Here is a 20315-nt window from a genome sequence, read left to right as displayed (position 1 = left end):
AATTGACTATGACAGGTCCGGATTGACTTGTCGCTAAATCCGCAACATTTTAGATGGAGGTCTCGGCTCAGGTGCCAGTGTGCGCGGGGAGGTTTGCGTGGCGAGTGGGCGTTTTATTGCGGGTGATTGGGGCTCCAGTGTCATGCGGCTGCACCTGTGTGAGGACGGCGCGCCCGCGCGCGTGCTTGAGACGGCGAACGGTCCGGGCATCAAATTCTGTGACGATCCCGAAGCTGCCTTTTTTGACGTCGCCAGTCTCTGGATCGAGCGCGAAGGTCCGCTGCCGGTGGTGCTCGCGGGGATGGTGGGTTCCAACGTCGGCTGGATCGATTGCCCCTATGCGCCGTGCCCCGCGAGCCGCGACGATCTCGCGGCCGGGATGACCCGGTTCGAGGCGCGCGGCGTGCAGATCGCGATCGTTCCAGGCATTTCCTGCATCAACATCTTCGGCTTGCCGGACGTGATGCGCGGTGAGGAGGCGCAGGTCTTCGGATGGTTGGAGGACGCCCCTGGCGAGGGGCGCCGCACGCTGTGCCTCCCCGGCACCCACGCCAAATGGTGCAGCGTCGCCGGTGATCGAGTCACGCGCTTCTTCACCAGTATGACCGGCGAGATGTTCGAGATCCTGGTCGCGCACAGCCTGGTCGGGCGCGGCATGGCGCAAGCCGCGCCGGGCAGTGTGATCGCGGCGGACGATCCCGCCTTCGTTCGAGGCGTCGAGACGGCAGTGTCTGACACGCGGCTCGCGTTCGAGCATGCAGTGTTCTCGGCGCGCAGCCTGCTCGTCACCGGCGCACTGTCGCCCGACGCCGCGCGGCCCTATCTTTCCGGCCTGCTGATCGGGTGCGAGGTGCGTGACGCTATCGCGGCGTTGGCGGCGGCGGGCGAAGCGGTGGATCATGTCGCGCTGATCGGCGCCCCGGCGCTCTCGCCGCTCTATGCGGCCGTGCTCGATCGACTGGGGATTGCCCATGCGATGGGCGATGCCCACGCCGCCAGCCTGGCTGGACTCGCCGCGCTCGCCGGGCATGCGCAACGGGTGCCGGCGTGACCGCGGGCGTCATGCCGCGCGCGAAGGTGCGCTGGGCGATCCTCGCGCTGCTCTTCTTCTCGACCGTCCTCAACTATGTCGATCGCCAGACGCTCTCGATCCTGGCGACCACGATCCAGGCGGATCTGGGAATCGACGACATCGGCTATGCCCACGTCGTCCAGCTTTTCCTGATCGCCTACACACTCGCATACTTCGTCGTAGGCTGGATCACCGATCGCCTCGGTTCGAAGGTCGCGCTGGCGCTGTTCGTCGGCTGGTGGTCGATCGCTAATATGGTGACGGGGCTGGTCCATAGTGCCGGCCAACTCGGCGCGGCACGTTTCACGCTCGGGCTCGGTGAGGCCGGCAACTATGTCGCCGCGCCCAAGGCGGTTTCCGAACATTATGCGCCGCACGAACGCGGGTTCGCGGTCGGCGTCTATACCGCCGGGGCAATGGTGGGCGCGACGATCGCGCCGCCGCTGATCGGCTGGCTTGCGCTCAGCTATGGCTGGCGCGCCGCGTTCATGGCGACCGGCGCGCTAGGGTTCGTGTGGATCGCGGCGTGGCTTGCGCTGCGCCACGGTCAGCCCAGCGAGGCGGTGGCCGGCGCCGCCGTCGAGAAGCCCTCGATCGGGGCGATCCTCAGCGACAAGTCGGTCTGGGGTCTCGCACTTGCGCGGACGATCACCGATCCGGTCTGGTATTTCTACCTGTTCTGGTTCCCCAAATATCTGGGTGATGCGCGCGGGCTCTCGCTCGCCGCGATCGCTGCCACCGCGTGGCTCGTGTACCTCGCGGCGGATATCGGCAGCGTTGGCGGTGGGCTGCTGTCGGGCCGTTTTGTTCGCCGTGGCGCCGCACCGATCACATCGCGCCTCAAGGTGATGGGGATGGGCGCCTGCCTCGCGCCGCTGGGGGCGCTGATCGCGCTGCAGCCTTCGCTTCCGGTCACCTATGCACTCGCCGCGCTCGTCGCGCTGTCGCACATGATGTTCCTTGGCAACCTCACGACGCTCGCCGTGGATCGCTTTCCGCAGGCGCGGGTGGCAACGATCTTTGGACTGATCGCCGCGGGCAGCGGGATCGGCGGGATCATCTCGACTCAGCTCGTCGGCGCCTTCGCCGCGACGCGTGACTATGGCACCGTCTTCCTCGTGATGGCGACGCTCCATCCGATCGGCTGGCTGGTAGCCCGCGCGACCGCGGGCAAACCCGTAGAGTCGGGCCAATGATCGGTCCCCACCGCAACCACGGCGCCCGGCTGCGTGAGTACCTGTGGCGCGGCCATCGCTGTGTCAGCCTCGAGAATGCGCAACTCCGCGCGGTCTTCGTGCTGGACAAAGGTTGCGACCTTGTCGAGCTCACGCACAAGCCGAGCGACACCGAAACGCTTCACCAGGCGCCGGCGGGGCTCGCGCCGCCGGGGACCATCGCTTCGTCGTCGCTCGCGCTCGGTGCCTTCCGCGACCAGTTTCCTGGCGGCTGGTATGTCATGCTGCCTAACGGCCCGGGTCCGTGCGAGCATCGTGGTGCCAGCTACGGCCAGCACGGCGAAGCGACCTTCCTGCCTTGGGACTATGCCATTGAGCGCGACGATCCGGCGGGCGTGGCGATCCGCGCCTGGACGCGGCTCCGGCGGACGCCGCTGGTGATCGAGCGGCGCATCGCGCTCGATGAGGCAGGCGCCACGCTGGTCATCGACGAAGTGGTCACGAGCGAGGCCGCGCACGCGCTCGAAATGCTGTGGGGTCATCATCCGACCTTCGGTGCGCCGCTGATCGAGGCGGGCAGCAAGGTGGACCTCCCCGCCTGCACCATTGCCACCGCCGAGACGCCGCCCCCTGCAGCGACGCTTCGGCCCGGCGTGCGCGCAGCCTGGCCGATGCTCGCGGATCAGGACCTGTCGGTCATTCCGGCCGACCGCGATAATGCGCAGGACTTCGTGCGATGCGAGGACCTGGCGAGCGGCTGGTTCGCGGTTCGCAACCCGCGGCGCGGCGCCGGGGTTGCGTTACGCTGGGACAAGGCGCTCTTTCCGCTGCTTGGCTATTGGCGCCTGTTGGGTGGCGGCGACGACTATCCCTGGTATGGCGCGCGGACGATGCTGGCGCTCGAGCCCTGCTGCGACTTGCCGTCCGTAGCGGATGCCCTCGCACGCGGTACGGCAGTCACGCTTGCACCCGGCGAACGCAGGCAAACACGGATCGAGGCGACGCTGTTCACGGCGGATGCGCGGCCCATAAGCAGCGTCGCATGGGGTGGTGCGCTCAGTTGGGAGGACGCCGATGCGGCTTGACGGTGAGATTGCGGTGGTGACCGGCGCCGCCGGCGGCATTGGCGCAGCGGTATGCGAGCGGTTCGCCGCGGCCGGCGCGCGGGTCGTCGCGCTTGATCTCGTGGCGCCGGCGATCGGCGATGTCGGGTTCGCCTGCGATCTCGCGGATGACGCCGCCGTAACGGCAGCGGCTGACGCGGTGCGCAGTCAGTTCGGTGCGCCGACGATCGTCGTCCATGCCGCGGCGGCGACCGAGTTTGCTGGAACGCTACAATCGTCATCCGGGGCGTTCCTGCGCGTCTATGATGTCAATGTCGGCGGCGCGCTTCGCCTGGTGCAGGCCTTCGCGCCGGACATGCAGCGGGCGGGGAGAGGGGTGTTCACCTTCGTCTCGTCGATCAACGCGCGGATGGGGGCGCCGGGGTTGGCCGCCTATGCCGCATCGAAGGGTGCGCTCGAAACCTTCCTCAAGACCTTTGCGCTCGAAGTCGCCGAAACCGGGATTCGCGCCAATGGCGTTGCGCCCGCTTCGGTCGATACGCCGATGCTGCGTGCCTCCTTCGATCGTGCGCCGGATCCCGCTGCGGCGCGCGCGGCGAATGTGCGCAGGCACCCGCTGGGCCGGCTCGGCACGGCCGAGGATGTCGCCGACCTGATCCTGTTCCTTTCCTCCGATGCTTCCGCATGGATCACCGGTACCGTGGTCGGGATCGACGGCGGGGCGGGAATCACCCGCCGGTGATGCGATGACGCAATCGTTCCGCCAGGCGAGCGCGCGACTGCCGTTGATCCCGATCCTGCGGGGGATCACGCCGGACGCGGTGATCGAGACCGGTGCAGTGCTGCTCGACTCGGGATTCACGATGATCGAGGTGCCGCTCAATTCGCCCGAATCCTTTGCGAGCATCGCCGCGCTCGCCGACGCATTCGGCGATCGCGCGGTGATCGGCGCCGGGACGGTGGTGGACATAGCCTCGGTCGAGCGCGCTGCGGGTGCGGGCGCTACGCTGATCCTCGCGCCCAACACGAACCCCGACGTGATCGCGCGCGGCGCATCGCTCGGTCTCGCCGTGATGCCGGGCGTCGCCACCGCCAGCGAAGCCTTTGCCGCGATCGACGCCGGCGCGACCGCGCTCAAGCTGTTTCCAGCGGGTCCGCTCGGTGCGGCGACGCTGGCCGCATGGCGTGCCGTGTTGCCCCGAGGCATGCCCGTCTATGCTGTCGGCGGCATCTCGGAGGAAGATTATCGGGCCTTTGTCGAGGCAGGGGCGAGCGGCTTCGGCATCGGCACCGCGCTCTACCGCCCAGGCCAGTCGGTCCCCGAAACCGGCGAGCGCGCCCGGGCGATTGTCGCAGCCTGGCAGGCGGTCGGTCAGCCGCCGCAATGATCGGCCGGCGATCGTTGCTCGCGATCACGGCGGCCATTCCCGTCGCGGCCGTCGCGCGCGCGCCCTCTTCAGCCAGACTGTCTCCCTTCACGCTATGGGCGGCAGCGGTCGACCGGCTCGACTATTCGATCGCCGACCAGACGATACGGGTCGCCTTGCGCGCCACCGCCAGTGCGCCAACCGCGCGCATCAGGATCAGCAACGCCTTCGGCAGCGAACCGCTCGAGATCGTCTCGTCATATCTCGGGCTCAGGGACTCGGGCGCGGCGGTGCGGTGGGGCACGAATCGCGAGCTCGCGTTCGGGGGGCGAGATTCGATCTCGATTCCGGCGGGAGCGAGCGTGGTCAGCGATCCGGTCGCGTTTCGGATTGCTGCCGGCGCCGATCTCCTGGTCAGTATCGCGGTGCGCGGAACGCTATCGGCGGTCACCGGCCATTTGCGCCCGAAGGATTGGTCCTGGTTATCCGCGCCGGGAGACTTCGGCGCCACCGAGGATGCGGGAGCGTTCCCCACGCGTGTGCCGCACTGGTTCTTCCTCGACGCCCTGATCGGGGAGGGGACCAACGCGGGAACCGTCGCCTTTCTGGGCGATTCAATCACCGATAGCGGCGCCGAACCGCGTGGCGGCTATTTGGGCTGGGTCGATTTCCTCGCGCGGCGTGTGGCGGCGAGGTCCGGCGCCTTGCCACTGGGCCTCGCCAATCTCGGCATCTCAGGCAACCGGATCACCGCGCAGCGCCCGGGTGCGGGCGAGAACGCGCTCGCGCGCTTCGATCGCGATATCGCGATGCTTCCCGGTGTGCACACGCTCGTGCTGTTCGAGGGGGTCAACGACATCTACGGCACCCGGATCCGCGCCGAGGCGTTGATTCAGGCACATGCCCAGCTCGCAGTCCGCGCCAAGCTGCGCGGACTGCGCGTGATTGGTGCGACGCTGCTGCCCACGCGCCGCCAGGGATTCACTGCCGAGCGCGAGGGAGTACGCGCCGCGCTCAACCGTTTCATCCGCACAAGCCAGCTCTATGACGCAGTGATCGACTTCGACCGGATCGGCGCCGATCCCGCCGATCCGCTGGCGTTGCGTCCCGCTTATGACAGCGGCGACCGCCTGCACCCGGGCCCCGCCGGGTATCGAGCGATGGCGGATGCGGTGCCGCTGGACCTGCTCTATCCCAAACACCCGCGCCACTGACGGCGCGGGTATCCGGGTATTTGACTGATCAGCCGGGATTGCTCGAGCTGGGCGGATCGGCCGGATAGTTGGTCACATCGACCAGCCGCCGTGTGATGCGGACGGCGCCCGAGACCTTTTTGCGATAGAAGAGGTAGAGCTTGCCATTGTCATAGGCGCGGTCGAAATTGCTGTCGCCCCAGTCGCCGCCGTCGAAATCGATCAGTACCGGATAGCTCGCGGCGTCGCTGTCCGAAGCCAGCAACTCCCCGCCCTGGGTCCAGTTGAGCATGTCGGGCGAGGTCGCCCAATAGACCCCGGTGGCGCCGACGCGGTAGATCGCGATGTAGTGGCGCGACGGCTTGTGCCACACGACGCTGCGGACATAGGTGTTGAACAGCACCGGCTGCACCACCGCGCAGGGCGAGTTGGTGGTGGTGTAGGGATTGCCCATCACTTGGGTGAAGCCCGGCGTGGTGGTGTTGCCGTTCCATGCCCGCCAGCTCGTCTGGTCGGCCGGATTGTTGCTGCGGAACAGGCACACGCCCTTGGGCTGGCTCGCGAATCCGGAATTGGTATAGGCGAACATATACCAATAGCCGTCGGTGGTGCCGTCCTGATTCCGGCCGCGGAAGATGTTGGAGGGTGCGCCATAGCCGATCCAACCGGATTTCGGCGTTTGCAGATCGCCCGGGTACTGGACATGGGGATAGATGGCGGTGTGGTTCGGCGCCGCGCCGTTGCGCGTGAAGTTCAGGTGCCGGTCCGCGCTCGACACCGGGTTCGCCTTCCAGGTCGCAATCGATGCATACCAGCAGCCGGGACGGCGTTCCGGGGCGGGCAGGGGACCGGCACCGTCCGGATCCTCATAGGTGTCGCCCGATTTGTGGCAGTTGGTGTTGTTGAAACGCGGCAGGCCCCCCCAATGATCCTGATGACCATAGGCCCAGGCAGTCGTACCGTCGAAGTGGAAGCCCTGAATCCATGTCTTCTCGTCGAACTTGCTGACGTCGCTGTTGTTGACATAGCCAAGCATCACCGGCGTGCAGTCGAGCGCGGCGGTTTTGGGATTGTTGGTGAAGCCGGTCACCGATCCGGTCCATTGATACGCGGCCGCCTGCGCGTTCGAGACCGTCATATGGATGACGTTGAACTGATCCTCGAACACGCGCACTGGCCCGTCCTGCCGGATTTCCGCCGTTCCGCATTTGTCGACTGCGGAGTCGTGGAAAGTCTCAATTGGCGACCCGCTGGGAATTTGAAGCGTCGGCGCCGCGAGGCTGGCTGTGGACATCGACACCGCCGAGTTTGTCGGCGCCGAACTAAGTGCGGTCGCTTCTGGTTGCGAAGGTGTGATTTCGATTCTGCCCGAACCGGCAGCATTATTTGACGCTATCATAGATACAGAGGATGCGAGCGCGGCGCCGGTCAGGCACACCCCGCCGGCCACGAGCAGTTTGGCACGCTTGGTCATATTCCTCTCCTCCAGTTCGCGCCGGCTTGAGCAGCCGGTCGCGACTAAAGGATATCCAGTAATGTGACTATAAAAGCAATTTAATCTGCAGCAGTAAGAATCGCATGCCACCATTCGATTTTCACTGGTCCCAACAACCCCGCAGGCAGCAGCGGCGAATCCGCGTCATAGTGTTTCCAGGTGGTGAAGCTGTGCCGCGGCCATTCGTGACGGCCATTGGGGCGATAGAGCCAAGCGGGAAGGCTGGCGATCCGCCCGTCGGTGAAGCGGCTTCCGTTCTTCTGATACTCCACGTTCACCGGGATCGCCTCGTCGCCGATCAGGCGATTGACCCAGCGGTTCGCGACATGGATTTCGAGCATATTGGTCCCCGCCCGCAGATAGGGGGTGACGTCGAGGCGGAAGGGCGGGCTCCACGCGATCCCGGCATCGTGTCCGTTCATGCGGACGCGGGCGATGTCCGCCACGCGGCCGAGGTCGAGCATCGCGACCATTCCGCCGCGCATCGCGGGGAGCTCGATGCGGGTGCGGTAGATTCCCGTCCCCGAATGATAGCGGATGGCCGGATCGGCGCTCTCTGCCCAAGAGGCGAGTCGATCGAGGGGCCGGGATGCTCCCGCCGCAGCGAGCGCCGGGAACTCGATTCGCCAGTTCCGATCGATCGTCACCGGCGCGGGGAGTGCCGGCAGGCGGACGTCGCGGACTGATCCATCCGACAGCTTCAGCCGAGCCGATCGCGCCTGCGCCAGCAGCATGCCGGGCTTGTCCAGTATGTTGAGGCTGGCCGCACTCGCGTCACCGACCCAGCGCGTGCCTAAAGGCCTGCGGAGAACCACGAACTTCGAGCCCCATGGCTCGAACTGCATGGGTACCGATATGCCGGTCGCGGTCCGCTCGAAGATCGGCGCATCGGCCCGCGTGCCGCGCATTGCGTCCCAGATCTCGGGCACGCGATCCGGGGTGCGCAGGACGATCCGCGCCCGCCGCGGTTGGTCCGAATAGTTGAACACATAGTAGATGTCGGCGCCGTCCGTTCGGCGATGAAGATAGCGAAGTTCCGCCATTGGTGCGTCCCACTGCAGGTCGGGCGCGACTTGCTCGGTGCGCAGAATCTCCGCCGGAGTGAGGCCTGCATAGACCTTACCCGCACCCACCCGCTTGAAGCCGCGCGCGGGCAGTCCGCGCCACAGCGCGTTGACGAGCCGGTCGAACTCGTCCCTGCGCTTCACATCGTTGAACCCGGCGGGCGCGGCCGGCGCCGGGCCGGCGAGTGTCGCGCCCGCACGGACTAGCGACACCAGCTTGCGGAGCGTCGCGATCTCCGCGACCCAGCCTTGGGAGGTCTGCGGCTCGGGCGTGACGAGCAGGCGGAATGCGGCACCGCGAGGATGCTTGAGCACGCCGCGCTCGACCGACATGGCACGCACGTCCGCCGGGTAAGCCACTTCGAAATCATGGCCCGGCAGCGAACCCACGATCGACTTGGGCAGTGCGTACCCAAGATCCTCGTCAACCAAGAAGCAGACATCGGCGACGCGGGTCCCCTGTTGAAGCAGGAACTGGCTGCGCGACAGATATTCGATCCAGGCGCTGGCATAGGGCCACCAGGTGTTGAGCCGTCCGAAATGGGTGCCATAGCGGCCAAGGCCGAAGCCCGGCGCGGCCGCCGTCACTGGCTGGTGGGTAAAGCTGTGAAAGGCGAACCGGTTCAGCCCAAGCGCGAAGGCATGATCGCCCGCACGCTTGAGGGTGGCGGGGGTGTTCTGAAAGCGGCCATTCTCCGGCGTGGCGGTGAACGCCTCAGCGGCCACCATTTTTCGGCCGAGGAAGGTAGCCGCAGAGGTCGTCATCCGGATGCTGGCGGCCCGAGGCGCGGCGTCGGGCATCCAGAACTCGTTCATCGGCACGTCGACATGCCGGTTGGCGGACATCGGCGTGACGGGGCCCCCCTGGGATTCGGAATAGATCTTCATCCCATGACGTGCGGCGAGGCGGTGCATCGTACCGAAATAATTCTCGGCGATCAGCTCCTCGATCACCTGGCGGAAGTCCCACAGCACCGCCTCACTCGCGGCTGAGGATTCCACCACGCGTCCGGTCAGCACGGGCAGCCAGCGTAGCAGCGAATAGCCCTTCAGCCGGGAGAATTCCGCCAGCATCGCAGCGGTCCAGTTCTGGTACCCGCCTTCGAAACTGTCGAACAGGATCGCGTTGAACGTGGTCCCGGCGAGGGGACCGGCTTCGCGGATCATCCGGCCGATCGAGCGATCGAACTGAAAGGCGACCGCCTCTGCGTCGAACTTGTCGATCTCCAGCCCGTGACCTTCGGGTTGCGCCGGATGGTTGGTCTTGCCGGTAGTGGTGTAGCCGAAGCGCAGGATCGTCCAATTGCCGCGCGGCAGCTTTGCTTTGAGCCGCCCGGCAGAATCCATCTTGCCCGAAAGAATGATAACCCGATCCGCGGGAATCCCGGCCAGCACCTGCATGTCCCGTGTGACGGGCTTGCGCCCCCAGCCGATCTTCTTTTCGATATCCCTCACACGCGGCGTGGTGGCGGGCACCGCAATGACGGCCACATCCGCGTAGAAGGGCTGCGTCGATACCGCACGCTCAGGATAGGCGAGGGTAAGTTCCGGACGCGGAAGTGATGCCGACACCGTGCCGCCGGCGATATTGGTCTCGCTCCACACTAGCCGCTTCATCGAGAGCTGCGGTGTGACCCACGGCCCACCGCTCGCCGACCAGCCGGGGGTGTTCATCACATGGAATTCAAGTCCGAGCGCAGCCGCCCGCCGGATCGCGTGGCGGACATGCGCGAACCACACGTCAGAGCCGTAGCGTACAGGGCCCGGCGGCGCATAGATTTCGACGTCGAACATCTGAACGCCACCCATTCCCGCCGTTTTTGCGGCCTTGAGATCGGCATCGATACCTTCGATGGTGACATTACCGTTGATCCAGTGCCACCAGCCGAGCGGCCGGGCATCTCGCGGAGGCGAGGCGAAGCCGGTCTCCAATTCGTTGGCAGAGAGAGGCCGGCAAAGGACCGCCACGATCGCAGCCAGCGCGATAGCGCCAATCCGGCAGCGGTCGTTCCTGAACATTTCGCCCTCGCCACTTTTCAATGCGGCACCAAAAATCACGATATTACTAAAATAGCAACGATGCTCTATGGATTCTGATAGATGGACATCGATTCAGGGCGTTTGCTGCTCCTTTGTGAAGGAGTGCTTTGCAAGTCCGCTCTTTGCGCGCCTCTCCTGTAAGCCGCCTGTCCGCATCTGATGCTGTGGACGGCTCTCCACCCCCCTTGCGGTAGTATCGCGGGGTTGAGCTGGAAGGAGAGCCACGATGGAGAAGATTGCGACGATCGGTCTGGATATCGCGAAGTCGGTGTTCCAGGTGCATGGGGTGGGCGCGGATGGCGAGGTTCTGATCCGCCGTCGGCTGACGCGAGCAAGGATGCTGCCATTCTTCGCGAAGCTGCCACCATGCCTCGTTGGCATCGAGGCCTGCAACAATTCCCATTACTGGGCCCGCGAGCACTGAACATGGGGTCCTTGGTATCGGCGATGGCACGGCGCTATTCTGCTCCACGGCCGCATGACGTCTGCTTTCGCCTAACGCGCCAGCGCAAGCCGCCATTCTGGTGAGTCCACGAACGCTGGTAAGGTCGTGGCGCAAGCTGCCGGACGGGAATGCGCCCCAAGAGTCGCCGTACAGCTTCAAAGGTTAATCGGCCAAAAGCAGCCGCTTGTGCGGCCGATCCGGCGACAGTCGACATCCACTCTTCGGGGTATGACTGGAGTTCTGTCAACACCGTGAACCTTTTTCGCCAAGCCCCGACTACAAAGACGAACCGAGGGGTGAACGATGGGTCGAACTGGCGCTAGTGAAGAGATACAGATTGACGACGAGCTGCTCGTCATCCGCTGCCAACTGCGTGAGCGCCACGCGTTCGATGAACTGGTCGCGCGGTGGGCAGGTCCTGTCGCCAATTACGCCGTGCACGTGTCGGAGAACCGGGACGCGGCGGCTGAACTGACGCAGGATATTTGGTTACGGGTCCTTCGCGGAATCGCTCGTCTCCACGACCCAAGCCGGTTTCGCTCCTGGCTATTTGGCATCGCGCACCGGGCTTTCATCGACACGATTCGCCGCCGATACCAGGCGTTTACATCGCTCGGTGACGATGCCGATCACGCAGTTAACGACGAACTCCAGGACGATTACGGTGATCTCGAAAGCATGGAGATCGAACTGGCGCGGCTTCCGCCAATAGAACGTGAAATTCTGACGCTGTTCTATTTGCAGGAGCTGACGATCGAAGAAACCGCCAATGCGCTTTCGATACCCGCTGGCACGGTCAAATCACGGCTGCACCGCGCGAGGCGCCTGCTGCGCCGCGAATTGAGAAAAGGGGACTTGATGTGAACGTGACCCGGGATGCTGAGGCGGTCGACAACGCCCGGCGGATAGCCAAGATCGAGCTTTCGCCGCGCTCGCGCATAACGCATGGCGCGTTGCTCGCGGCAGCGCTAGCGATGACCGTGATCCTCACCGCGCTTTTGCTGACGGAGCCGGACTTGCCGCTGCGCACCCGCATTGCCTTGACGGTGTTAGCAACCATCGGCGCGGTCTGGACTGGTTATGCGGCGTGGGTGTTCACACAGCGCCGGGTGCTTTTCGCGCGTCAGCGCGTCATTGCCGGATGGCTGGCGGTGATCTTCACGTCGGTCTTCGCAGCCGGCGCATTTGCGATTTGGATTACGACAAATGCGCCAGCGGGTCTCGCCGCCGGCGGGCTTGGGCTCGCGCTTGTCGCCGTCTCCGCGATGCTGCTTGCGCGCGCCCGCGCGCGACTGGTGGCGCTGACGGATCGCAGACGTGAGCTCGAGGCCCTTCGCGCTGGAGGCGCACGATGAGCGCGCGCCGGCTGCTTGGCGCCGTGCTGACGATCGCCGCAGTAATGGTCGCGGCTCCAGTGCATGCCCGATCGACGGAGCCCGCTATTCGGCAGGCCCAAATCCGCAAGATCGCCGCTCCGGATGGGCGTGCGATGGAAATCACGACTGGCTTCGTAAGCGTCCCCGAGCAGCGAACGGGCGCCGAAGCGCACGCACGAAGGATCGATCTGGCGGTCATCCGGCTGCGCTGGGCGGGAGCGGCGGAAGCGACCGTGAACACGCTGCTCGCAGGCGGTCCCGGCGATTCAGGCACTCGGCTGGTGTCGGCCTTGTCCGAACGGGAGGCTGCTACCTTGCTCGATTTGACGGGCGGGGATGTGATGAGTTTCGACCAGCGCGGCGCCGGGCGGTCGCGGCCGAGCCTTGCGCTAGCCGCGCCGACGCTGCTTCCGCTTGATGCACCCGGCTCCATTTCGACATGGTTGCCGCTGATGGAGCGCGCTTCCCGGGTTGCTGCAGGGCGTTTCGCCGCGGACGGCATACGGCTCCCCTCCTATACGACCGTAGAAAGTGCCGATGATGTCGACGCCGTCCGGCGCGCATTCGGCTATTCCACCATGAATCTATGGGGTCGCAGCTATGGCTCGCATCTCGCGCTCGCGACAGTCCGACGTCACCCTAACAGCGTCGCGCGACTTATATTGGTCAGTCCCGAAGGCACGGATCACACGTTCAAGCTGCCCTCGCAAACGGATGCCGTGATCCGTCGCATCGGCGAACGGGCGGGCGTTCCCGAGCTGCCCGCTAACATGCGCACAGTCTTCGAGCGGCTTTACCGGGCGCCAGTGACGGTGACGGTCGCCGGTCCGGGCGGCGTGCAGCACAAGGTTACGATCGGGTCGTTCGACCTGCAATGGCTGACCGCGCAGGCGCTCGGCGATCCGCGAGCACTGGCGACGCTGCCGATCGCGTATCGGGAAATGGCCGCCGGCGACTTTAGCCGCATCGGGCCGATCGCGCTGGCAATGCGCACGCAATGGCGACTTGGGTCGGCGATGAAATATATGATGGATCTCGCATCATATGCCAGCCCGGCGCGCTTGAACCGGATCCGGCGGGAGGCCCGCGATGCACTGCTGGGCAATGCGATGAATTTTCCAATGATGGATCTACGGGAGACTTGGCCCGATGCGGATCTCGGGCCCGGCTTTCGCGAGCCAGTGCGCAGCGGCGTGCCGGCGCTCCTTCTCGTTGGAGACCTCGATGTACGCACGCCCGTCGAGAACGCTCAAGAGATTGCCGCGGACCTGCCACGTTCGAAGGTGATCGTAGTCGAAAACGGCGCGCACCAGTTCGACCTCTTTGGCAATCCCGACATCCAGCCCCTGCTACGCGACTTCCTGCGTGACCGACCGATTGCTGTGGACAGCGTGCGTCTGCCAGCGATCCCATTCCAGCGGTAATGCAATCGGTCAGAGCCTCCGCCGGCGTGTTCGGCGGCTATCCCGCGATAACTGTTGAAAGTTGCGGGACAGCAAGCGGCCATGCCGATAGCCCGCACTTGCAGACGCTGGACAACGGACTCTCATGGAGACACGGTCGATGGATGTTGCGACCGCAACATCAGCTTCGAAGAGTCGGCAGACCGTCGTGAAGCTTCACGAAGCGCAAATTGATGACGCGGCCGTTCGACAGGGCCAGTTCGCTGATCTTTCCCCGGCTGTCTCGCCGGAACTGCAAGGACCCGACCACGGAGTCGGTGTAGAATGCGTCGGCTTCGCGCAAGGGTGCTTCGCGTTGGCGGATGGCGGTTTCGTTTCCCGGCCCGCTCAGCCACATCTGGCTGCCGCGAATGGACACGGTGTAGATCGTCCTGAGCTCCGGGCTGTAGTAACTGCCGACATAGTCTTGCATGCGTGCCGGCGTCAGATCGGGAACCGCGGTCGTGGCGACGCGCCTGGCGATCCGGTCATGATCGGGCTCATGGATGATGAGCGTCGCTTCGTCAGGAAAGCTGAAGGTCACCGGCGCATTCGCCAGGAAGAAATCGCGTTGGCCGAACGCGGTCATCTCGTCCCGCTCCTGCATGAAGAGCTTGCCGCCTCGCAGCGCGACGGCGAACAGGACCCCCGGCTCCTCCTTATAAGTGCCGGCGAAGCCGGCAAGGTGCTGCGCATCGAGCGCTACCGGTTCCCGCTTGATCTTTGCCTGAGGTGCGAGGGTGTCGCCAAGGTAGAGATCGGCGATCTTACGGGTGAGTTCGACCGGGTTCAGCCCCTCGGTGTTGCACAGGAGGCTGATCGCCAGATGATGTTCCGGCAGCATCAGGAAATCAGCGACATAGCCGGGATCGGTTCCGCTATGCTCGACCGTCACGGCGCCGCGGTAGCGCCCGATCTCGAAGCCTGACGCATAGGCAGCCGCCCGACGCGTGCCGTCCTGCGGTGTGGTGAGCATGGCGTCGATCATCGCCCGCGTTCCGATCCTTGGCTGATCGAGATTCATCGCCCAGCGCGCCATATCCTCGACATTGGTCTGTATGCTCGTCGCGCCATAGCTCGAATAAGGCAGCGAGCGACGCTCAAACCCTTTGGATCCAGGGGCATAGGGCTGGGCGCGGCCGGTGCGCACGCGCCGAAAATCATCCTGTACCCAGGTGCTTGCCATCCCGAGCGGTTCGAACACCCGCCTGGCCATAAATTCGCCGAACGATTGCCCGGATACCCGCTCCACCACCAACGCGAGCAAGGTATAGTTGGAATTGGAATAGGCGAACCGGCTTCCGGTCGGGAAGTTGAGCTCGCGCTGGGCAAGGATTGCGCGGATCACGTCCTCCTGGGTGATCACGTCCTCCAGGCGTCGCCCGGCCAACGCCAGCAGGCTCCATTGATCGCGCAGGCCGCTCCTGTGATGGAGCAGGTCGGCAAGCCTGATCGGATGGCCGAAATCGTGCAGCTCAGGGACGTATTTGCGTACATCGTCCTCGACCGACAGCTTGCCATCTGCCTGGAGCAGATAGATCGCAAACGCCGTGAACTGCTTGGAGGTGGAGGCGATGTGAAAGATCGTGGCCGGGGTATTGGGCGTTGGGGCCTCAAGGATGGCGCTGCCATAGCCGCCCTTGAATAGCAGATGTTGCCGCTGCGTCACCGAGACTGCGCAGCCGGGGCTGCCGGGTTCTTTCCACCGATTGAACAGAGCATCGATGTCGGCTGCTTTGACCTGCTGGCCATCTTGTGGTTCGTGCGCTCCTGTGGGCGCTGCCAGAACCCACAGCATAATCGCCGCCAACCGCTTCATCCGGAGCGCTCCCAAAGAACGACTACATCTGTAATCTATCGGTTCCTGGATGCAAATGCCTGCTGCGCGAGAACGGCAACATTCTCCAACCGAACTAGGGTGATGGTTCGTAGGTCGCCAGCGCACCAGCGAACTCGTTCCTTTCCCTGGCCATCGCCTCGACCTCATCCAACTTTTGCGCGCGCTGCAGCAGCCCGCGCGATTTTCGACGTTGTGCTTCGATCTTTTTGGACATGCAGCTGGTGTAGGTCCGCCCGTTTTTCACAAACTCGTCAATGCTTTCGGTGGTCGTGGTGGAGTCTGGCAGGAAAGGTTTGAGACAAACAGGGCCTGCAAACCTGGCAAACGCGTCTTGATCAAATGCTAACGCGTTAAGATCTGGGGCAGGGACCATGGAATGGTCAACGCGGCTATGGATTTTGTCGCGCGGATGCTCATTGGCCCGCGCCAGGCGCAGAATCCGGCCATTTTTCTCATCGGTCAGCAGATAGAGCGTATCGTAAGTTCTGCCCATCAACTTACGGGTAACTTATGGAGCGCTTACTCATGCCGCAGCTCAAGCTGACCAAGACGAACATCGACCGCGTGGCCAAGCCGGGTCGCAAGTCGGACGTGCTCTACTGGGACAAGGATGCCAAGGGCTTCGGCCTGCGCGTCACGCCCACCGGACTGGCCAAGTTCATCGCGCAGGGCCGCGTCCGGGGCACCAACACGGACGTGCGGGTCACCATCGGCAGCTACGGGGCCTGGACCGTAGACGAGGCGCGGCGCAAGGCCGACGAGTACCGCCACCAGTTCGAGCAGGGCATCGACCCGCGCGAGGTGGCGCGCGAACAGAAGGCAACCCAAGTCACGCTCCAGACGGTGCTGGACGCCTACGTCGGCCGCCCCGGCAAGCTGCGCGCCTCGACTGCCGCGGAGTACCGTCGCCACATCGAGCAGGTGTTCGCCTCCTGGCGGGACAAGCCAATCGCCGGCATCACGCGCGACATGGTGAAGGATCGCCACGCTGAGATGATGAGGGGCGGGCTGGACGGCAAGCGGGCCGCGCCCGCCAGTGCGAACGCGGCGATGGTCACCCTGCGCATCCTGTTCAACTTCGCCATGGACGAGTACCGGCGCGCGGACGGGTCGCCGCTCATCACCCACAATCCGGTCGGCGCGCTCAAGCACCACTGGGCCAAGCTGGGGAGCCGCACTGAGCGCTACGTGGACCGGGGCAGGGTAGGCGCGGTGTGGAACACGCTGCATGAGGCGCGGGAGAATCCGCGCAGCCGGGACGCGCTGGCAGGGATCGACCTGACCATATTCCTCCTGCTCACGGGCGCGCGGCGCGACGAGGGCGCGGCGCTGACCTGGGACCGTGTGCACCTGTCCGACGACCCTGCCGAGTGCTCCTGGCACCTCGACCAGCGCAAGCGTGGTGAGCCCATCACGCTGCCGCTGGCTTCCCAGGCCGCGGCGCTGCTCCGCGACCGCATGGCGCGTGCCGACAAGCTGGCGGCGGACACCGGCGCGGACCGCAGCCCCTACGTCTTCCCGAGCTGGTCAAAGGCGGGCCGGATCATGGACGCGCGGAGCGCGATGGAGACGGTGAGCGAAGTCGCCGGTCGGCACCTCAGCCTGCATGACCTGCGCCGCTCCTTTACGAACTACGCGATGCGCGAGTGTCGTCTGGAGAAGTTCGCCACGGACCTACTGACCGGCCACAAGCCCGCGCAGGAGGATGTGACCGCCCGCAACTACCTCGACCTCACGAACCTGGGCTGGCTGCAACCCGACGTGCAGAAGATCGGCGACTGGATCGAGCAGCAGGGGCAGGTCGCAGCGGCGCAGGCCAGCGGTGCCAACGTGGTGGCGCTGCGAGCCTGAGGCGACATCTAGGGCGTCAGGCCTTCCAAGAGGTGGGCGGCTGGCGCCTCGCCGCGGAGAAGCTTTACGAAGCCGATAAGGTTGTGGAACACCTTTTCAGTGCGGTGGTACTCGTCGAATAAATCATCAAGAAGCCGTGTCGTTTCCCCGTTCTTCGTGCGTTTTCGCAGTTCCATGCGATCCTTCTCTGTTCGCTCGACGCTGACAGTCTTCCTCTGCTCGCGGTCCAGCACGACCTTGATGGTACCGCCTCGCTTGAGTGGACTCGCGTGTGCAATCTCATTGCGAGCCTTTGCTGCGTTGGCCACGCGGGCCAACAGTCCAGGCCAGAGCGTTGCAAGATCATCGTCGCGTCCGATCAGCGCCGCCGTGATGACATTCAGCTTGGCCTCCAAGCCCCGCGCTACGGCGAAGATCGCAGCAGCGCGGGCTTGGTTGCCACCAAGCGCTGCACCAAATACGTCATCAAGATAGTCCTCGACCGATTGGTACAGCGTCACGCAATGGCCGATCAGCTCGAAAAACTTCTTGTAGTGTATGTCGAACTCGTCCCGTTCGGCCTGTTCGTTAGGGTCAGGAGCGCTGCTCATTCGACATGTTACCTTAGCGGCGTGCCGTTGTCAGGGGCCGCCATTGTACTGTCAAAGAGGCGGATGACGCGCGTTGCCAACGTGGTGGCGCTCCGGCCGTAGCGCCAGCGACCAGGAAGGGGGCGTCCAGCGCTTCTGCACGTGCCCGGCTACCTGGGTAGCGGAGCGGCCTTTTCGGCCCTGGACGCCTCTTAAAATCCAACGAAAATAAGTGCTTGCTAGATGCAAAAGCGATAACCTAACAACACCTGCGACCCCGCTTGGGGTCACCAGCGGCACGTCGCCGCGACGCCCGTTTCGGCCCGCGATCAGCGCGCTGAGTAAGCCATCGGTTCGGCCGGTCGCGGGTGAATACCTCGGCGGAGTTGTCGAGGCCCCTTTCATACGGAGGCCTCGAAACCGATGACCAGTTCACCACAAATGCGTCTGCTCGATACGGTGCAGACAGCTGCCCTGCTCGGCATCTCGCGCAACACGCTGAAGCTCTGGCGCCACAAAGGACGCGGACCCGCGTTCATCAAACTCGGGGATTCCCCGCAGTCGGGCGTCGCCTACGACCAAGCAGACGTGATCGCGTGGCGAGACGCGCGCAAGTTCAGCAGCACCAGCGCGTACAGCCCCGCCGCCCAAGCGAACGCCGGATCAGCAGTCAGGCGTCCGGCCGCAGTAAGTCGCTGATCCAGCGGCTGATCTCGTGCGCCCCGTCCGTGTCGGAAGACGACCGGAAGACCCCCAACGAAGAAGCGGCGGAGTGGACTCTAACCACACCCCACCGCTTCAATCAGAGGCCCATGAAGCCATGCACCTTGTACCAGCCCGCGGCACCGCCGCGCAAGTGAACCCGTGTCCTGCACCCGTGTCGGGAGGATCGCACCGTGGTTGAACTCGCAGACTTCGCCAGGCCGGTCGTCCCCGACTTCGCAGACTTCGGGAAGCCCGTCGTACTCCCGACGCCGAGGCCCCTGACCGAGGCCGAGCAGAGCGACCCTTACCCGCTCACGGCCTTACCCGTGTTGATCCGCGACGCCGTGCGGGAGGTCGCCAGCTACGTGCAGGCTCCGGTCGCGCTGATCGCGGCGAGCGCCCTGGCTGCCGTCTCTACCGCCGTGCAGACCCGCTTCGGCGTGCGCCGCAACGCCAACCTAGTCGGGCCGTCCACGCTGTACCTGCTGACCGTGGCGGCGAGCGGCGAGCGCAAGACGAGCGTGGACAACCTGTTCACCGGGCCGATCAACGCGCGGGCGGCCCACCCCATCGCCGCCGAGGTGCGTGAGCGCCTCATCTCTTCGGTCGCGCTGAGGTCGCCACCTGTGACCTCAATATCACAGTTCGTATCTCTTTTGTTCCTACGTCGTTAACTCTCTTGCGCGGCGACTGGAACGGCTCATGATGTGTCCACTCGCTGACCCCGCCACTATAGGTTGTGGTCAGCGGCGAGAAAGGAGGAAACATGAGCAAGACTTTTAAGCCCGGCCAAACCGCGCCCCGTTCTGGTCAGTATGAGCAGGTCGGACCGCGTGGTGGTAGCACTGGCAGCGAACGCACCGTCACTCGCGGTGAACCGCTACCGCCTACGCCGAAGCCCCGGTATGGGCTACCGCCTGGTCGATCCGACCAAGCACTAACCGCAACCACAAGCACTAGCCGAGGCGAGACACACCACCGAATGAGTTCCTAACCACGGGCAGCGGGCGGCAACAGAGACACCAGATGCTGTACCGGTTCATATCCATCGGTGCCTACGATTGAAGACCGAGGCGTGCGATAGCCACACTAAGGCGGCCCCTAGGGCCGTCTTTTTTTTGGCCGGGCAACTTCAAAATCCAAATCAGTCGGTTCCGCGAGCTAATCGCCTGTAGTAGCTCGCTAATCCCGCGGTACCGATCCGTGTGGTCAGTGCCTCATAAGACGCGGTGCCCCGAGGAAAGAGCCTAGCCGCTTAGCTAGCTTGTCGCGGTCACGAGTCTCGCAGTCCCACACGGTTAGAACCTCCCAGCCAAGTGCTTCGAGTTGCCGGACCCGCAGGAGGTCACGATCGACATTGCGAGCGAGCTTGGAATGCCAATAGGCAGTGTTTGATTTCGGCTTCCGACCATCCAAGCACGCGGCCTCCTCGTGCTGGTGCCAGAAGCAACCGTGAATAAAGATCACTTTTCGGCGCGCCGAAAATACGACGTCGGGCTTGCCAGGCAGCCCCTTGCCATGAAGCCGATAGCGATACCCCGCGCTGTAGAGGATCCTGCGGACGACTAACTCGGGCTTGGTATCCTTTGAACGGATGCGTCGCATATTCTCGCTGCG

At 64.7% G+C, this 20315-nt stretch carries 20 protein-coding genes and 1 pseudogene; 15 read left to right on the top strand and 6 right to left on the bottom strand.

Annotation, left to right across the window (positions count from 1 at the left end; translation table 11 throughout):
- Nucleotides 1–79: 79 nt before the first annotated feature.
- Genes ACMGDH_RS09090 through ACMGDH_RS09065 form a run of 6 tightly spaced genes read left to right on the top strand, consistent with a single transcriptional unit; the run spans nucleotide 80 to nucleotide 5892 of the window.
- On the top strand, nucleotides 80–1051 hold the full coding sequence (locus tag ACMGDH_RS09090) for a 2-dehydro-3-deoxygalactonokinase (protein ID WP_436827622.1): 972 nt from the start codon (nucleotides 80–82) through the stop codon (nucleotides 1049–1051).
- Nucleotides 1048–2268 carry an MFS transporter gene (locus ACMGDH_RS09085; RefSeq protein WP_436827621.1) on the top strand — a complete coding sequence of 407 codons (1221 nt, stop codon included), beginning with the start codon at nucleotides 1048–1050 and terminating at the stop codon, nucleotides 2266–2268. Before ACMGDH_RS09090 ends, ACMGDH_RS09085 begins: the two co-directional genes overlap by 4 nt.
- On the top strand, nucleotides 2265–3332 hold the full coding sequence (locus ACMGDH_RS09080; RefSeq protein ID WP_436827620.1) for a DUF4432 family protein: 1068 nt from the start codon (nucleotides 2265–2267) through the stop codon (nucleotides 3330–3332). The genes ACMGDH_RS09085 and ACMGDH_RS09080 overlap by 4 nt, the downstream gene beginning before the upstream one ends.
- On the top strand, nucleotides 3322–4053 hold the full coding sequence (locus tag ACMGDH_RS09075; protein WP_436827619.1) for an SDR family NAD(P)-dependent oxidoreductase: 732 nt from the start codon (nucleotides 3322–3324) through the stop codon (nucleotides 4051–4053). The genes ACMGDH_RS09080 and ACMGDH_RS09075 overlap by 11 nt, the downstream gene beginning before the upstream one ends.
- 4 nt (nucleotides 4054–4057) lie before the next feature.
- Nucleotides 4058–4699, top strand: coding sequence for a 2-dehydro-3-deoxy-6-phosphogalactonate aldolase (locus ACMGDH_RS09070; RefSeq protein WP_436827618.1), 642 nt, complete (start codon nucleotides 4058–4060; stop codon nucleotides 4697–4699).
- Nucleotides 4696–5892 (top strand): GDSL-type esterase/lipase family protein, encoded by a 1197-nt coding sequence (locus tag ACMGDH_RS09065; RefSeq protein ID WP_436827617.1) that lies wholly within the window; start codon nucleotides 4696–4698, stop codon nucleotides 5890–5892. Before ACMGDH_RS09070 ends, ACMGDH_RS09065 begins: the two co-directional genes overlap by 4 nt.
- A 28-nt stretch (nucleotides 5893–5920) precedes the next feature.
- Here ACMGDH_RS09065 and ACMGDH_RS09060 read toward each other — a convergent pair whose 3' ends face one another.
- Nucleotides 5921–7165, bottom strand: coding sequence for a glycoside hydrolase family protein (locus ACMGDH_RS09060; RefSeq protein WP_436827616.1), 1245 nt, complete (start codon nucleotides 7163–7165; stop codon nucleotides 5921–5923).
- On the opposite strand from ACMGDH_RS09060, the gene ACMGDH_RS09055 reads away from it, so the two are divergent.
- Nucleotides 7158–7412 carry a hypothetical protein gene (locus tag ACMGDH_RS09055; protein ID WP_436827615.1) on the top strand — a complete coding sequence of 85 codons (255 nt, stop codon included), beginning with the start codon at nucleotides 7158–7160 and terminating at the stop codon, nucleotides 7410–7412. The genes ACMGDH_RS09060 and ACMGDH_RS09055 overlap by 8 nt on opposite strands.
- A 13-nt stretch (nucleotides 7413–7425) precedes the next feature.
- On the opposite strand, the gene ACMGDH_RS09050 is transcribed toward ACMGDH_RS09055, so the two are convergent.
- Nucleotides 7426–10449: a glycosyl hydrolase gene (locus tag ACMGDH_RS09050; protein WP_436827614.1), complete on the bottom strand. Its 3024-nt coding sequence runs from the start codon at nucleotides 10447–10449 to the stop codon at nucleotides 7426–7428.
- 247 nt (nucleotides 10450–10696) lie between these two features.
- Between ACMGDH_RS09050 and ACMGDH_RS09045 the strand changes: the two are divergent.
- The 4 genes and pseudogenes from ACMGDH_RS09045 to ACMGDH_RS09030 form a co-directional block, all read left to right on the top strand.
- Nucleotides 10697–10888 (top strand): annotated as a pseudogene (locus ACMGDH_RS09045) (IS110 family transposase); the annotation flags it as partial.
- A 330-nt stretch (nucleotides 10889–11218) separates the two neighbouring features.
- Nucleotides 11219–11779 carry an RNA polymerase sigma factor gene (locus ACMGDH_RS09040; RefSeq protein WP_436827613.1) on the top strand — a complete coding sequence of 187 codons (561 nt, stop codon included), beginning with the start codon at nucleotides 11219–11221 and terminating at the stop codon, nucleotides 11777–11779.
- Nucleotides 11776–12270: a hypothetical protein gene (locus ACMGDH_RS09035; RefSeq protein WP_436827612.1), complete on the top strand. Its 495-nt coding sequence runs from the start codon at nucleotides 11776–11778 to the stop codon at nucleotides 12268–12270. The genes ACMGDH_RS09040 and ACMGDH_RS09035 overlap by 4 nt, the downstream gene beginning before the upstream one ends.
- Nucleotides 12267–13715, top strand: coding sequence for an alpha/beta fold hydrolase (locus ACMGDH_RS09030; RefSeq protein ID WP_436827611.1), 1449 nt, complete (start codon nucleotides 12267–12269; stop codon nucleotides 13713–13715). Before ACMGDH_RS09035 ends, ACMGDH_RS09030 begins: the two co-directional genes overlap by 4 nt.
- A 160-nt stretch (nucleotides 13716–13875) precedes the next feature.
- Here ACMGDH_RS09030 and ACMGDH_RS09025 read toward each other — a convergent pair whose 3' ends face one another.
- Both ACMGDH_RS09025 and ACMGDH_RS09020 read right to left on the bottom strand, forming a co-directional pair.
- Entirely contained in the window at nucleotides 13876–15552 is a 1677-nt protein-coding gene (locus ACMGDH_RS09025; protein ID WP_436827610.1) for a serine hydrolase, read from the bottom strand.
- Between the two features lie 94 nt (nucleotides 15553–15646).
- Nucleotides 15647–16066: a hypothetical protein gene (locus tag ACMGDH_RS09020; protein WP_436827609.1), complete on the bottom strand. Its 420-nt coding sequence runs from the start codon at nucleotides 16064–16066 to the stop codon at nucleotides 15647–15649.
- Nucleotides 16067–16098: 32 nt separating this feature from the next.
- Here ACMGDH_RS09020 and ACMGDH_RS09015 point away from each other — a divergent pair, with 32 nt between their 5' ends.
- Entirely contained in the window at nucleotides 16099–17424 is a 1326-nt protein-coding gene (locus ACMGDH_RS09015) for a tyrosine-type recombinase/integrase (RefSeq protein ID WP_436827608.1), read from the top strand.
- Nucleotides 17425–17432: 8 nt separating this feature from the next.
- Here the strand turns inward: ACMGDH_RS09015 and ACMGDH_RS09010 are convergent, their stop codons facing one another.
- The gene (locus tag ACMGDH_RS09010; protein WP_436827607.1) at nucleotides 17433–18014 is read right to left on the bottom strand and encodes a hypothetical protein; all 582 of its coding nucleotides are present in this window, start codon (nucleotides 18012–18014) and stop codon (nucleotides 17433–17435) included.
- Between the two features lie 402 nt (nucleotides 18015–18416).
- On the opposite strand from ACMGDH_RS09010, the gene ACMGDH_RS09005 reads away from it, so the two are divergent.
- The 3 genes from ACMGDH_RS09005 (at nucleotide 18417) to ACMGDH_RS08995 (ending at nucleotide 19692) form a co-directional block, all read left to right on the top strand.
- Complete coding sequence (locus ACMGDH_RS09005; RefSeq protein WP_197420713.1) at nucleotides 18417–18692, top strand: helix-turn-helix transcriptional regulator; 276 nt, start codon at nucleotides 18417–18419, stop codon at nucleotides 18690–18692.
- 197 nt (nucleotides 18693–18889) lie between these two features.
- The gene (locus ACMGDH_RS09000) at nucleotides 18890–19372 is read left to right on the top strand and encodes a DUF3987 domain-containing protein (protein WP_436827606.1); all 483 of its coding nucleotides are present in this window, start codon (nucleotides 18890–18892) and stop codon (nucleotides 19370–19372) included.
- Nucleotides 19373–19464: 92 nt separating this feature from the next.
- Nucleotides 19465–19692 carry a YjzC family protein gene (locus ACMGDH_RS08995; RefSeq protein WP_436827605.1) on the top strand — a complete coding sequence of 76 codons (228 nt, stop codon included), beginning with the start codon at nucleotides 19465–19467 and terminating at the stop codon, nucleotides 19690–19692.
- Nucleotides 19693–19907: 215 nt separating this feature from the next.
- Here ACMGDH_RS08995 and ACMGDH_RS08990 read toward each other — a convergent pair whose 3' ends face one another.
- Entirely contained in the window at nucleotides 19908–20303 is a 396-nt protein-coding gene (locus ACMGDH_RS08990; protein ID WP_436828229.1) for a very short patch repair endonuclease, read from the bottom strand.
- Nucleotides 20304–20315: the final 12 nt, after the last annotated feature.

The organism is Sphingomonas radicis, from assembly GCF_051400635.1.
Classification (GTDB): domain Bacteria; phylum Pseudomonadota; class Alphaproteobacteria; order Sphingomonadales; family Sphingomonadaceae; genus Sphingomonas.
Note: the sequence above shows the minus strand (reverse complement) of the source record. Positions and strands in the feature narration are given on the sequence as shown.